Source organism: Gilliamella sp. B2923, from assembly GCF_026536565.1.
Taxonomy (GTDB): domain Bacteria; phylum Pseudomonadota; class Gammaproteobacteria; order Enterobacterales; family Orbaceae; genus Gilliamella.
This window is the reverse complement of sequence record NZ_JAFNNZ010000001.1, coordinates 299,188-313,212: the sequence shown is the minus strand read 5'-3', so window position 1 is coordinate 313,212 and position 14,025 is coordinate 299,188. Positions and strand designations below refer to the sequence as shown.

Sequence of the window (14,025 nt, the reverse complement as noted above, 5' to 3'; positions counted from 1 at the left end):
CTCTTAAATCAGATTAATTAATAATTGAGTTCTTCAATAGTTTGGAAATTATTAGTATAAACACAAATATCACCAGCTATCGATAATGATTTTTGCACAATATCATGCGCTGAAAGTGAAGTGTTATCCAATAATGCGCGTGCTGCGGCTTGTGCATAAGGACCGCCAGAACCAATTGCGATTAAATCATCTTCCGGTTGAATAACATCACCCGTACCGGTAATAATTAATGATGCAGTTTCATCAGCAACGGCAAGTAAAGCTTCTAATTTGCGTAACATTCTATCTGTTCGCCAATCCTTCGCTAACTCAACGGCAGCTTTAGTTAAGTGCCCTTGGTGCATCTCTAATTTGCGCTCAAATAGTTCAAATAGTGTAAAAGCATCGGCAGTCCCACCAGCAAATCCTGCAATTACTTTGTTATTGTATAAACGACGAACTTTTCTGGCATTACCTTTCATGATAATACGTTCACCTAATGTTACCTGCCCATCGCCACCAATAACTACTTGCCCATTACGACGAACACTGACAATTGTTGTCATATTCTGCTCCTTCTTTTACATAAAAACTTAATTTGGAATGAATAGCGTATATATTGGGATGATTAATCGTTTTTCAACATCTGTTAATCAAGATGTTGAATTTTATTGTTTGACAAGAACTTTCAGAAATACTCTACGTTTAAGTAAAAAAATCACAACTATTTAGGTTGGAAATCGATTGTCATTGTTTTTACTTGATTATATAGCGCACTGGTTGGTTTGGGGATCACGGCTAATTTTGTTGCTGTTAATGCTTCCCGACAAAGGGCATCATCTCCACCTTTAGCATTGACATTAAGAAGTAAGCCGTCAGGGGCAATTTGAATTTCTAAAATACAATTTTTACCGCTATAGAGCCCATTAGGATTATTAAAATTATTACGGATAGCAGTTTGTACTAACGATATATACTTACCTAATTCCCCGTTCGAAACCCCTCTACGATTAGGCGTTCCACTGGACGAGTTTGAAGATCCCGAAGTTAGGCCGCCTAAAAGTTGATTAAGCTCCTTATCTCTTTTAGCTTGTTCTGCTCTTGCTCTGGCCGCTTTTTCTTTGGCGGCCTTTTCTGCTGCCTCTTTAGCGGCCTTTTCTTTCGCTTCTTTTTCGGCCTTTTCTTTCGCTTCTTTTTCAGCCCTTTCTTTCGCTTCTTTTTCGGCCCTTTCTTTCGCTTCTTTTTCGGCCCTTTCTTTTGCTTCTTTTTCAGCCCTTTCTTTCGCTTCTTTTTCGGCCCTTTCTTTTGCTTCTTTTTCGGCCCTTTCTTTCGCTTCTTTTTCGGCCTTTTCTTTTGCTTCTTGAGCGATTCTTTCTGCTTCTCTGGCAGCCCTTTCTTTTGCTTCTTGAACTGCTTTTTCTGCTTCTTTGATGGCTCTTTCCGCTTCTTTGGCGGCCTCATTGGCAGCGATTTGTTCTAGCCTTTGTTTCTCAGCAAGCTCTTGACGCTCTTTTTCTAACTGTTTCAGCTGCTCTTGCTGTTCGAATTGTTTTTGCAAAAATTCGTCAGTCTGACTATTAATTTGTTCTTGTCGTTGATTATGAGCGCTTTGCTGATTAATCTGTGATTGTAATTGCCTTTGATATTGCTCATTTAAGACCGAAGGATCGACCATAATTGCATCAATAGAATTTCCATTAATGCTACCAAAGTTAGCATCGCTGTCTTGCATAAAACGGTAACCTAAAATAACAATGATAATTCCATGCAAAATAATCGATATTAAAACCGGCACACTTAATTTTGAGTTTAACTTATTAGACATCGCTGACACTTTTTATATGTTTGTGTTTATTTAAATTGGGTTAGTCATCAATCCAACAGATTTGACACCAGCAGATTGCAATAGATTCAACGCTTTGATGATCTCTTCATAAGGAACATTTTTAGCCCCGCCAACTAAAAAAACAGCTTTGTCATTAAGTGACATTTGTTGTTTAACTTCAGCAACAATCTGTTCTTCCGGTAGGTTTGATAGCCGATCTTGATCAATGATTAATGTGTAAATCCCAACACCTGACACTTCGATAATAATCGGTTTATTCTCAGTAGGTGAAACTGTTTTAGATTCAGATGCTTCCGGTAGATCAACTTCAACACTTTGGCTGATAATTGGGGCAGTTGCCATAAAAATAAGTACTAAAACTAATAATACATCCAATAGCGGAACAATATTAATTTCAGACTTAGTTGTATAACGTGAACGTCTACTCATAATTATTTCCTAACTGCCACTGCTTGGCGTTGCAAAATTGCTGAAAACTCATCGATAAAGTTAAGATAATTTTGTTCCATTCGACTAACGCTAAGTGATAATCGATTATAAGCTAAAACAGCAGGAATTGCGGCAAATAAACCGATAGCGGTGGCAATTAGCGCCTCAGCAATACCTGGTGCAACCATTTGTAACGTTGCTTGTTTTACTGCACCAAGAGAGATAAACGCATGCATAATCCCCCAAACGGTACCAAATAAACCGATATATGGGCTGATAGAACCAACCGTTCCTAAGAAAGGAATATGTAACTCTAAATTATCCAATTCTCTGTTCATTGCTAAACGCATTGAACGTGATGCGCCATCTAAAGCGGCTTCCGGCATATTAGGATTAATTTGATATAAACGAGAAAACTCTTTAAAGCCTGAATAAAAGATATGTTCTGTACCACAAATATCTTCTTTGTGTAATTTTGCTCTGTCAAATAAAACATTTAGATCATCAGCAGACCAAAAGCTATTATCAAATTGCTCTACTTGTTTTTTAGCTTTGTTTAATATTTTACTTCGCTGAAAAATAATAGCCCAAGACATTACCGAGAACAGAAGCAACAGTAACATTACACATTGTACTAATAAACCTGCTTGTAAAAATAGATCAATAATATTAAGATTTTCCACTTATATAAACTCCAAAACTAATGACTTAGGAAGCGCACATGGCTTCATTTTTGTCATGTCGACACAAGCAATAACCACATCAGCGGTGCTGATAGCCTGCTTATTTTGATTAAAAATAGTCTGCTTAAAAATAATAGACGCCTTGCGAATTAGCTCAACTTTACTGCTGATAGTTAGCATGTCATCTAAACGAGCTGGAAAGTCGTAGCTAATATCCAACTTTTTAACCACAAAAGCAATACCTTCTTGTAATAACTTTTGCTGACTGATACCGATCGCTCTTAACATTTCTGTTCTGGCGCGTTCAAAAAAAGCGAGATATCGAGCATGATAAACCACGCCCCCCGCATCGGTATCTTCATAATAGACTCTTGCATTCCAGTCGAACTGTTTCATATTTAATATTTGAACCCGTAAAATTTAGCGCTCATTATATATGAATATAAAATTTGCTGCACTATGATATAAAAATAGTTAAATGAAAACAATTATCATTTATAACTTATTCTCATCTTACCTCAGTTAAAAATTAAAAAGGTGACAAAATGCCACCTTTCAACTGATTAATGAATGTTTATTTATCGTCAGCTTCTTTTTCATTACTATTGCGTTCAACCCACAGGCCGGTTACAACAGCAAGCATACAAGCAGCAATAAGACCTACAAACCATAATACATAATACATAATTGCTCCTTAATAAAGTGAATGCTTGTTATTTTCAATATGATTTTTATCAAGTCGTCCAAACATCTTGATATAACACCAAGTGGTATAGAGCAAAATTATTGGTAAAAATATTAAAACAACAACTAACATAATATTAAGTGTTAACTGACTTGATGAAGCATCCCAAATCGTTAAACTAGCATTTGGCATGATGCTCGATGGCATGATAAACGGAAACGTTGCAATACCATAAGTAAATAACACACAAGCGATAGTTAATGCTGATAATAAAAACACTAAACCATTTTTATTTAATCCGGAGCATAAAATCGTTAATAATGGTAAAACAATACCTAAAATAGGCACGATCCATAAGATCGGATAATTCATATAGTTGGTTAACCATGAACCATCGGTCGATACGGTTTTACTTAACGGATGAGAAGTGCCATTGTAATCAATCACACTGGTAATTTCATAACCATTGATACCAAATATTACCCATACTCCAGCTAATATAAATGCCACTATCATAATAAGGCTGGCAATTTGTGTAGCTTTACGTGCTCTTAAATAGAGCTCACCGGATGTTTTCATTTGTAACCATGCACCACCATGAGCAACAAATAGCATTAAGCTGACAATACCGGTCAAGATAGCAAATGGATTAAGTAAACCGAAGAAATTACCGTCATAAAATACTCGATAAGAGTTATCAAATCTAAACGGCACACCTTCTAATAAATTACCAAAAGCCACACCAAAAACTAATGCCGGTACAAAGCTACCAAGAAAAATAGCAATGTCCCACATGTTTCGCCACTTCGAATTTTCTAATTTACTGCGATAATCAAAACCAATTGGTCTGAAAAATAACGCACAAAGCACTAATATCATCGCAATATAAAAACCAGAAAACGAAGCCGCATATGCCATTGGCCAAGCGGCAAAAATGCCGGCACCAGCGGTGATCAACCACACTTGGTTACCGTCCCAATGGGGAGCAATAGCATTTATCATAATTCGGCGTTCAGTATCCGTTTTACCGATAAAAGGTAATAAGATACCTACGCCCATATCAAATCCATCTGTGATAACAAAACCGATTAAAACAACACTAATCAGCACCCACCAGATGACGCGTACAATTTCGTAATCAATCATTGTGTATACTCCTATGTCCTATTCTGTTACTGATTGTGTTTTTTCATAATGATAGTTACCCGTTCCTAAAGAGCTAGGCCCTAAACGAGCAAACTTAAACATTAAGAACATTTCAGCAACTAAAAATAGCGTGTAAAGTCCACAAATAAGTACCATAGTAAATAACACTTCACCCGGTGTTAAGGATGAATTTGCCACACCAGTTGGTAAAATATCTTGAATTGCCCATGGTTGACGACCGTATTCAGCCACAAACCAACCGCATTCACAAGCTAACCATGGTAATGGTAAAAATAGTACTAACATACGAGATAACCAACGTTTTTCGCCAATCTTGTTTTTATACGTTGTCCATAATGCCAGACCTGTTCCTAAAATCATCAGCAAGCCAAAGCCAACCATTCCTCTAAATGCCCAGAATAAAGGCCAAACAGTCGGAATTGAGTCTTCAGTAGCCGCTTTAATATGCGCTTCGGTTGCTTGCGGAATGGTTAAGTTATCACGATCGGTAAATCGCTTGACTAAGTAACCATAACCTAAGTCAGCTTTATAAGTTTCAAATGCTTTTAAAACCTCAGGATCTTGGCTACCTTGTTGGATTTTCTCCAGATTGGTATAAGCTAAAATACCATTACGAATTCTTGTTTCATTACTTGCTAAGATATCTTTTAAACCAATAACTTGCGTATCTACTGAACGTGTCGTCATTAAGCCCATTACATATGGGATCTCAATAGCAAATAAATTTTCTTTATTTTTTTGTGAAGGAAAAGCAATCACATTAAATGATGCTGGTGCGGGTTGAGTTTCCCATTCAGCTTCAATTGCAGCTAGTTTTGCTGGCTGAACGGTCGTCATTTCGTGACCGGCTTCATCGCCCATAACAGCAACAACAATTGAGGTGATAAAACCAAATGTGGCGGCCACAGCAAACGAACGCTTAGCAAATCCAACATCCCGTTTTTTCAATAAATAATAGGCGCTAATACTTAATACAAAAATAGCCCCTGTTAAGTAACCGGCTGCCACAGTATGAACGAATTTATATTGCGCAACTGAATTGGTAATGAGCTCATAAAAGTTCGCCATTTCCATACGAGAGTTGATCGGGTTGAAATCTGAACCGATTGGAAATTGCATCCAACCATTTGCAACCAAAATCCAAAGTGCAGATAAATTTGAGCCAAATGCCACACACCAAGTGACCATAAGATGTTTACCACGGCTTAATCTGTCCCAACCAAAAAAGAACAAACCAACCATAGTTGACTCTAGGAAAAATGCCATTAAACCTTCGATAGCTAATGGTGCGCCAAAAATATCCCCAACGTAGTGTGAATAATAAGACCAATTGGTACCAAACTGAAATTCCATGGTTAAACCGGTTGCCACACCAACAGCAAAGTTGATAGCAAAAAGTTTACCCCAGAATTTAGTCATATCTTTCCAGACTTGCTTACCACTAACAACGTAGACGGTTTCCATAATTGCAAGCATAAACGCTAGACCTAGCGTCAATGGTACAAAAATAAAATGATACATTGCTGTGAGTGCAAACTGAAGGCGTGATAGTTCTACGATATCTAACATAGGTGCTCCCTAATCCTTTAAATGCCCACAAAATTTATAACGTTATTTACGCTTATTGTACAACAATATTTAGAGAATAAAAATTGATAAATATCAAAAATTGATCATTTAATACGTTTTTTTACTGCTTCACCAATATCTGCTAGACTACTAACAACCGTGATACCTGCTGCTTGTAATGCTTTCGTTTTTTCTTCTGCCGTGCCTTTGTTACCCGATATAATAGCGCCTGCATGTCCCATACGTTTACCGGCAGGTGCCGATACGCCAGCAATGTATGCAACAACAGGTTTAGTAACATTGTGTTTGATATATTGCGCCGCTTCTTCTTCAGCGCTACCACCAATCTCACCAATCATGACAATTGCTTGAGTTTTAGGGTCTTGTTCAAGTAATTTTAAAATAGAAATAAAATCACTTCCCGGGATTGGGTCTCCACCGATGCCAACGCAAACCGATTGCCCTAATCCAATATCTGTTGTTTGTTTAACTGCTTCATACGTTAACGTTCCGGAGCGAGAAACAATGCCAACTTTACCGGCTAAATGAATATGTCCCGGCATGATGCCAATTTTACACTCATCCGGAACAATAATGCCCGGGCAGTTTGGACCAATCATTGTGACATTTTTTTGAATGAGTTTTTCTTTTACCACTAGCATATCTAAAGTAGGAATGCCTTCGGTAATACAGACTATCAACTCAATGCCGGCATCAATTGCTTCTAAAATAGAATCTTTACCAAATGCCGCAGGAACATAAATAACACTAGCAGTTGCGCCGGTCGCTAAAACGGCTTCTTTAACAGTATTAAACACTGGCAAACCTAAATGCGTCGTTCCACCTTTACCTGGTGTAACACCACCAACTAATTTTGTTCCATAAGCTAACGCTTGCTCTGAATGAAAAGTGCCTTGACTGCCGGTAAAACCCTGACAAATAACTTTGGTATCTTTATTGATTAAAATTGACATAATTATTGTTCTCCACTCTTCCTTTATTTTGCAACCGTCACGATTTTTTGTGCCGCATCGGTTAAGCTTTCTGCGGTAATAACATTTAATTTGCTATCAGCTAAAATCTCTCTGGCAAGCTGCGCATTATTACCCTCAAGCCGAACAACAACAGGAACAGTCAGACCAATTTCTTTAATTGCACTGATAATACCGTCAGCAATTAAATCACAACGAACAATACCACCAAAAATATTGACTAAAATAGCCTTCACATTTTGGTCAGATAAAATCAGTTTAAAGGCTTCAGCAACACGCTCTTTAGTGGTGCCGCCACCAACATCAAGAAAATTAGCCGGTGCACCGCCATACAGTTTGATCATGTCCATAGTCGCCATTGCCAAACCCGCACCGTTCACCATACAGCCAATATTGCCGTCAAGTGATACATAGCTAATGCCTTGCTTTGCCGCAATCGATTCACGTTCATCTTCTTGAGTCGTATCACGTAAAATGCTTAAATCGGGGTGTCTGTACATAGCATTATCATCTAAGACCACTTTAGCATCTAAACAGATTAACTGCTCACAACCAGTAATCACCAGCGGATTAACTTCGGCCAGTGAAACATCATTTTCTAAAAATAGATTAGCAAAATTGACAAAAAGTTTAGCAAATTGGTTAATAAGTTTACCGCTTAAGCCCAATTTAAAAGCCAACTCACGACCTTGAAAAGCGTTTGCGCCAGTGAGTGGATCGAGGGAGACTTTATGAATTAAATGCGGGGATTTTTCAGCAACACTTTCAATATCAACCCCGCCTTCAGTTGATGCCATAATCACAACTCGTTTGGTACTACGATCAATAACGGCACCTAAATAGAGTTCTTTCACAATTTCAGACGCTTTTTCAATTAAGATTTTATTTACCGGTTGCCCTTTTGCGGTTGTTTGATAAGTTACCAAATGTTGGCCTAACCATTTTTCAGCAAAAATTCTGATTTGGTTAAAATCTTCGGTACATATTACGCCACCGGATTTACCTCTTCCCCCGGCATGAACCTGACATTTAGCCACCCAAGCACCTTTCTGCGTTTGTGATGACAATTCAGCTAATGTATCTTGAATTTCATCAATTGAGTTACAAACGTACCCTTCAGGTACAGGTAAATTGTATTGTTTAAAAAGATGTTTGGATTGATACTCATGCAAGTTCATAAATAAATTCCGCAACTTAGATTGATATAAAATTGTAATAATTCTAATCCAAGATGAATAAATTGTGTAGTAAATAATAACTCTTGTTTATTGTAATTGAGAATTATTGCTGATAAGAAGTGACAATGATATACTCAAAAGCATATTTTCATAGCGTAATAAAAGTAAAGGTAAAAATATGGCAAAAGTTGGTATTTTTTTTGGTAGTGATACTGGCAATACAGAAAAGGTAGCTCAGCGAATTCAAGAAATATTAGGTAGTGATAACGCAGATCTTTTCGATATTGCAAAAACCACTAAAGAACATATTGAAAAATACGATTATCTATTTTTTGGCATCCCGACTTGGTACTATGGTGAGTCACAAGCTGATTGGGATGATTTTTTTCCGAGTTTAGAACAAATTGATTTTAAGGGTAAAACTGTTGCTATCTTTGGTTGTGGTGATCAAGAAGATTACGCCGAATATTTCTGTGATGCAATGGGTACTATCCGTGATGTTATTGAACCGAAAGAAGCTAAAATTGTCGGTCACTGGCCTACTGAAGGCTACAGTTTTGAAGCGTCTAAAAGTCTTGTTGATGATAACCACTTTATTGGGTTAGCTATCGATGAAGATCGTCAACCAGAATTAACTCAAGACCGTATTAATAATTGGGTAAATCAAGTTAAAACTGAAATGAATATTTAATCTATTGCAATGATTTCTTTTATTTCCTGTACATATACTTATAATGTGTCCCTTTAATTAACAAAACTGGAATGTAATATGACAAATCATGATAATGATAATAATGCTGCGTTAAAAAGCGCAGGTTTAAAGGTTACGTTACCGCGATTAAAAATTTTAGAATTATTACGTGATCCTTCATGCCAACATATCACGGTTGAAGATCTTTATAAAAAGTTACTGGATATGGGTGAAGAAATCGGGCTTGCGACCGTTTACCGTGTATTAAATCAGTTTGATGATGCTGGGATCGTAACTCGCCATAACTTCGAAGGCGGAAGAGCAGTTTTTGAGCTTGCAACACAACAACATCATGATCATTTAATTTGTCTTGATTGTGGTGAAGTATTTGAATTTCGTGATGAGATTATCAATAAAAGACAAAAAGAGATAGCTGAACAATATGGTGTTAAATTAACTTTCCACAGTTTATATCTTTATGGTCACTGTCAATCTGGTAATTGTAAAGCACACCCTGAACTTCATCAAAAAAAATAAGCCTATTTTAATAGGCTTTTTATTTATATAAATATCGTGATTTCTCTGTTAGGTTAATTAACATAATGAAACAACTTCTCAATTTTATACCGCTAGTTATCTTTTTTATTTTTTTATCGATATATGATATTTTCGTCGGCGTTCAAGCTTTGATGATCGCTTCAACGGTAAGTTTTCTTACCATACTGATAATGTATAGAAAAATTGATAAAATTGAACTTATCTCTTATTTAATGGTTATGGTTTTTGGTGGTTTTACGCTCTTTACCCGAGAGCCAAATATCATTAAGTGGAAAGTGACAATCATCAACTTTTTATTCGCATCAGCACTACTAGTTAGCCAATATTTTTTCAAAAAAAATCTATTGCAAAAAATGTTAGGTAAAGAGTTACAACTCGATAACCATATTTGGAATAGACTAAATTTATTATGGATAAGCTTTTTTGTAGTTTTCGGTATCATAAGCTTAGTAGCAACTTACTATGCGACAGATTATGTCTTCTGGATTTTTAAAGTATTTGTCTTACCCGGCGCATCATTACTCTTATCCTTAATTTCAGGTATTTACATTTATAAAAATATGAATAAAAATGCAGATAGTGAGTAAAAGTTATTAGCAGGAGTACATACAAATGAAACAAGACGCAACCAAACCTAATGGACAACTAGTTCTAAGAACCCTTGCAATGCCTGCTGATACAAACCCTCATGGTCATATTTTCGGGGGGTGGATAATGTCGCAAATGGATCTTGCTGGCGGTATTTTAGCCAAAGAGATAGCCAAAAGAAGAGTTGTTACAGTTAATGCTAGTAGTATCACTTTTCATAAACCCGCTATGGTTGGGGATGTGGTTTGCTGTTATGCTCGTTGCCTTAAAACGGGTAAAACTTCAATTACCATCGCAATTGAAGTTTGGATAAAAAAACTGACCGATTCTGATGATGCAACGCAGCGATTTTGTATTACTGATGCAACATTCACTTATGTGTCAGTAGATAAACACAACAACCCAAAACCATTGCCTGAAATATTTCAGCATTATGACTGTAACAAAGATCCGATTAGCAAATTAAACTTGAGTCACAGTTAACAACTATGCAATTTACTTCATTTCATGCATTAATTAGCACAATGATCTTACTTGGTTATTGGTTGATAATTGTTGCGACAACATTACGTATCGTCTTTAAACGTAGACCGATGACGTATGTCGTTGCATGGATGTTAGTTATCTATATCTTACCTATTCTGGGCGTGATTCTCTATTTTGCGCTCGGTGAAGCGCATCTAGGGCAGCAACGGGTCAAACGAGCGCAAAAAATGCGCCCAACCATTGCTAACTTTATTAATAAGATTAGTGAATTGCAAGGCATTTTCACTGGCAATGTCAGTCAAGTCAGTAAACCAATTTTTCAACTTTGCAAACATCAAACCGGACTTGAAGGAATTAATGGCAATCATATAGAACTATTGAGCGATACCGATGCCATTTTTGATCGCCTTATCGAAGATATTAATCAAGCTACCTCTAATATTGAAATGGTCTTTTATATCTGGAATGAAGGTGGAAGAGCCGATGATGTTGAAGCGGCATTAATTCAAGCAACCAAACGTGGGGTAGTATGCCGTTTGATGCTCGATTCAGCCGGTAGCCGACACTTTATTAGGACAGATGCCAGCAAAAGGATGCGTGAAGCTGGCATTATTATTGTTGAAGCTCTGAAAGTAAACCTACTAAGATTCATGTTCAGACGACTTGATTTACGTCAACACCGAAAAGTCGCCATCATTGATAATTACATCTCTTATACCGGCAGTATGAATATTGTCGATCCAAGATTCTTCAAACAAAATAAGCATGTTGGGGAATGGGTTGATGTTATGGTAAGAATGCGAGGACCTGTCACAACCTTAATGGGCGCTATTTATGCCAGTGATTGGGAACTTGAAACCGGCGATTACCTTGCTTTACCAAAAATTACCGATTTTGCCGAACCACCGGAAGAGAAAAAGCACATTATGCAGCTTATTGCTTCTGGTCCGGGTTATATGGAAAATATGATCCACCAAGTACTACTTACCGCTATCTATTCTGCACAAGAACAGATAATTTTCACAACGCCTTACTTAGTCCCAAGTGATGATATCTTGCATGCAGTATGTACTGCTGCACAGCGTGGCGTGGAAGTGATTATTATCATTCCGAAGAAAAATGATTCACTAATGGTAAAATGGGCCAGCCGGGCTTTCTTTTCTGAATTATTAGACGGCGGTGTGAAACTTTATCAATTCAATGATAATTTGCTACACACGAAAAGCGTTTTAATCGACAACCAATTGAGTTTAGTCGGTACCGTAAACTTAGATATGCGGAGTTTATGGCTTAACTTTGAAATTACAACGGTTATTGACGATGCTGAATTTGCTAAGTCCTTATCGTTGCTATTACAACAATATTTATCTCAATCAGAAGAAGTTAATGTTGAAGAATGGAAAAAACGCCCATTCTGGCAACATGTGTTTGAACGGCTATTTTACTTCTTCGCCCCGTTGTTATAAAACAACGCAATCAAAATCACTTATTATCTAAAATCGGTAAAAGATGATATGTCATCGATAACAGCTAGAGTTAATAGCCGTTTTGTGACAAATCGGGGGCAAATGGGTTATTGGCTAATCGATAAACTTCGGTTGTGAGACTACCGTCAAGGTGTAACGTTATTTCTCGCCAGCCGGGTGCATCGTCATTCGATAATTGAAAATCATAACAAGCCGGTTTAAATTGAAAACAGGTCGACGGCGTTGAAAACGCTAAACAATGGTGCCAACGATGATCTTGCTGTTGATGAATATGTCCCCAACCTACTGCCTTTATCTGAGTATGGCTCTGAATAATTTTCTCCAGCGCTTCACTATTTTTTAAAGTATGTTGATCGAGCCAATGACAACCGGACTGAATCGGATGATGATGCAAAAAGACCAAGGCATGTCTGTCAGCGTGCTGCAACAAAGCATGTTGTAAAAATGTCAGTTCTGACTCAGGTAAAAAACCATGAGCATGACCCACAACTTGACTATTTAATAAAACGATAAGCCACTTGTCGCCAAACAAAACAATTTTGTTATCGGCAAGCTGATAATGGGCAAACACATCTTGCATAAAAGTATAATTATCATGATTTCCCGCCAACCAAACACATGGAGTATTAAACTTAATTATTTGCTCAGCAAAACGAGCGTAAGCTTTTTGGGAGCCATCTTGTACAAAATCACCAGTAGCCACAATCAAATCAAACTTTTTCTTACTTTTTTTAATTTCGGCGATGACCGATAAAAAACTTTTGTTTGAGTTTATGCCAAGTAGGCAACCTTCCTCATCCGAAAAAAGATGAGTATCGGTAATATGCAAAATTTTTCCGTAATTTTTTCTACTTACTTGAAGCTTCAAATGTGACTCCAAAATTTACCTCAATAATTTATAAGTCTATAATTATGCTCAATAATGTTGGCAGATGAAATATCATTGTAACTATTGCTGCAATTTTTATTTTAAATCATAGCGTTATATTAAATTGTAAAGTAGATCACATTTTTATGAAAGAAATAAAATAGTAATGTTCGTGAAAATAAACTATTTCCATTCATTCTTTAACTTTATATGATTTAATTGTAACCACTGAAGTGCAATAATCGATGCGGCATTATTAATTATACCCTTCTCCACCCAATCATACGCTTGTTCACGGCTAACCACATGAACCTTAATATCTTCGTTCTCGTCCGCTAGTCCATGCACGCCTTTTGCGGTCGATGCATCGACTTCACCGACTAGAATATGCAGTTGCTCGGTTAATCCGCCCGGTGAAGCTAAATAACTGATAATGGGTTTACATCGACCGATACTTATTCCGGCTTCTTCCATAGCCTCACGCCGCGCGACTTGTTCAAAAGACTCATTTTCGTGATCCATCATACCTGCAATCAACTCAAGTATCCATGGGCTATCTTGCGTTTCAATCGCTGCAATTCGAATCTGTTCAATAAGTACAACTTCATCACGTTTTGCATCAAAAGCCAATAATACCACCGCATGCCCACGCTCCAAAATTTCACGCGTTACCTCTTGGCTAATTGAACCGTCAAATTTTCGATATTTAAAACGATATTCAAGTAACGAAAAAAAACCTTTATACAACACTTTTTTGGTTAAATTAAAGACATCTTTTTTACCAAACTCTACTGGCGTGTTTTTAAATTTCATATCAAA

At 37.0% G+C, this 14,025-nt stretch carries 17 protein-coding genes; 5 read left to right on the top strand and 12 right to left on the bottom strand.

Features of this window, described 5'->3' with window-relative positions; all coding sequences use genetic code 11:
* Positions 1–17 precede the first annotated feature (17 nt).
* The 10 genes from hslV to sucC form a co-directional block, all read right to left on the bottom strand.
* Complete coding sequence (gene hslV / locus J3U42_RS01365; RefSeq protein WP_220217916.1) at positions 18–545, bottom strand: ATP-dependent protease subunit HslV; 528 nt, start codon at positions 543–545, stop codon at positions 18–20.
* A 158-nt stretch (positions 546–703) separates the two neighbouring features.
* A complete protein-coding gene (tolA, locus tag J3U42_RS01360) occupies positions 704–1,804 on the bottom strand; it encodes a cell envelope integrity protein TolA (RefSeq protein ID WP_267335118.1) in 1,101 nt (366 codons plus the stop codon).
* Positions 1,805–1,834: 30 nt separating this feature from the next.
* The gene (gene tolR / locus J3U42_RS01355; protein ID WP_220217918.1) at positions 1,835–2,254 is read right to left on the bottom strand and encodes a colicin uptake protein TolR; all 420 of its coding nucleotides are present in this window, start codon (positions 2,252–2,254) and stop codon (positions 1,835–1,837) included.
* 2 nt (positions 2,255–2,256) lie between these two features.
* Complete coding sequence (tolQ, locus tag J3U42_RS01350) at positions 2,257–2,937, bottom strand: protein TolQ (protein ID WP_267335116.1); 681 nt, start codon at positions 2,935–2,937, stop codon at positions 2,257–2,259.
* Positions 2,938–3,333, bottom strand: a complete 396-nt coding sequence (gene ybgC, locus J3U42_RS01345) for a tol-pal system-associated acyl-CoA thioesterase (protein ID WP_220217919.1) — start codon at positions 3,331–3,333, stop codon at positions 2,938–2,940. It abuts the gene before it with no gap.
* Between the two features lie 178 nt (positions 3,334–3,511).
* The gene (locus tag J3U42_RS01340) at positions 3,512–3,622 is read right to left on the bottom strand and encodes a cytochrome bd oxidase small subunit, CydX/CbdX family (RefSeq protein WP_220217920.1); all 111 of its coding nucleotides are present in this window, start codon (positions 3,620–3,622) and stop codon (positions 3,512–3,514) included.
* Positions 3,623–3,631: 9 nt separating this feature from the next.
* On the bottom strand, positions 3,632–4,768 hold the full coding sequence (gene cydB / locus J3U42_RS01335; RefSeq protein ID WP_220217921.1) for a cytochrome d ubiquinol oxidase subunit II: 1,137 nt from the start codon (positions 4,766–4,768) through the stop codon (positions 3,632–3,634).
* A gap of 18 nt (positions 4,769–4,786) precedes the next feature.
* The gene (locus J3U42_RS01330; protein WP_267329578.1) at positions 4,787–6,358 is read right to left on the bottom strand and encodes a cytochrome ubiquinol oxidase subunit I; all 1,572 of its coding nucleotides are present in this window, start codon (positions 6,356–6,358) and stop codon (positions 4,787–4,789) included.
* A gap of 104 nt (positions 6,359–6,462) precedes the next feature.
* Complete coding sequence (gene sucD, locus J3U42_RS01325; protein ID WP_220217923.1) at positions 6,463–7,332, bottom strand: succinate--CoA ligase subunit alpha; 870 nt, start codon at positions 7,330–7,332, stop codon at positions 6,463–6,465.
* 23 nt (positions 7,333–7,355) lie between these two features.
* The gene (sucC, locus tag J3U42_RS01320) at positions 7,356–8,528 is read right to left on the bottom strand and encodes an ADP-forming succinate--CoA ligase subunit beta (protein WP_267335114.1); all 1,173 of its coding nucleotides are present in this window, start codon (positions 8,526–8,528) and stop codon (positions 7,356–7,358) included.
* Positions 8,529–8,706: 178 nt separating this feature from the next.
* On the opposite strand from sucC, the gene fldA reads away from it, so the two are divergent.
* From fldA to cls, 5 genes are all read left to right on the top strand, one after another.
* The gene (gene fldA, locus J3U42_RS01315; RefSeq protein ID WP_220217925.1) at positions 8,707–9,219 is read left to right on the top strand and encodes a flavodoxin FldA; all 513 of its coding nucleotides are present in this window, start codon (positions 8,707–8,709) and stop codon (positions 9,217–9,219) included.
* A 78-nt stretch (positions 9,220–9,297) separates the two neighbouring features.
* Complete coding sequence (gene fur, locus J3U42_RS01310) at positions 9,298–9,756, top strand: ferric iron uptake transcriptional regulator (RefSeq protein WP_220217926.1); 459 nt, start codon at positions 9,298–9,300, stop codon at positions 9,754–9,756.
* 65 nt (positions 9,757–9,821) lie between these two features.
* Positions 9,822–10,364 carry an inner membrane-spanning protein YciB gene (locus J3U42_RS01305; protein ID WP_220217927.1) on the top strand — a complete coding sequence of 181 codons (543 nt, stop codon included), beginning with the start codon at positions 9,822–9,824 and terminating at the stop codon, positions 10,362–10,364.
* 25 nt (positions 10,365–10,389) lie between these two features.
* Positions 10,390–10,848: an acyl-CoA thioester hydrolase YciA gene (gene yciA / locus J3U42_RS01300; RefSeq protein ID WP_267329581.1), complete on the top strand. Its 459-nt coding sequence runs from the start codon at positions 10,390–10,392 to the stop codon at positions 10,846–10,848.
* 5 nt (positions 10,849–10,853) lie between these two features.
* The gene (gene cls, locus J3U42_RS01295; RefSeq protein WP_267335111.1) at positions 10,854–12,317 is read left to right on the top strand and encodes a cardiolipin synthase; all 1,464 of its coding nucleotides are present in this window, start codon (positions 10,854–10,856) and stop codon (positions 12,315–12,317) included.
* Positions 12,318–12,387: 70 nt separating this feature from the next.
* Here the strand turns inward: cls and cpdA are convergent, their stop codons facing one another.
* Both cpdA and nudF read right to left on the bottom strand, forming a co-directional pair.
* Complete coding sequence (gene cpdA / locus J3U42_RS01290; protein ID WP_267335109.1) at positions 12,388–13,206, bottom strand: 3',5'-cyclic-AMP phosphodiesterase; 819 nt, start codon at positions 13,204–13,206, stop codon at positions 12,388–12,390.
* 183 nt (positions 13,207–13,389) lie between these two features.
* Positions 13,390–14,019, bottom strand: a complete 630-nt coding sequence (nudF, locus tag J3U42_RS01285) for an ADP-ribose diphosphatase (RefSeq protein ID WP_267335107.1) — start codon at positions 14,017–14,019, stop codon at positions 13,390–13,392.
* Positions 14,020–14,025: the final 6 nt, after the last annotated feature.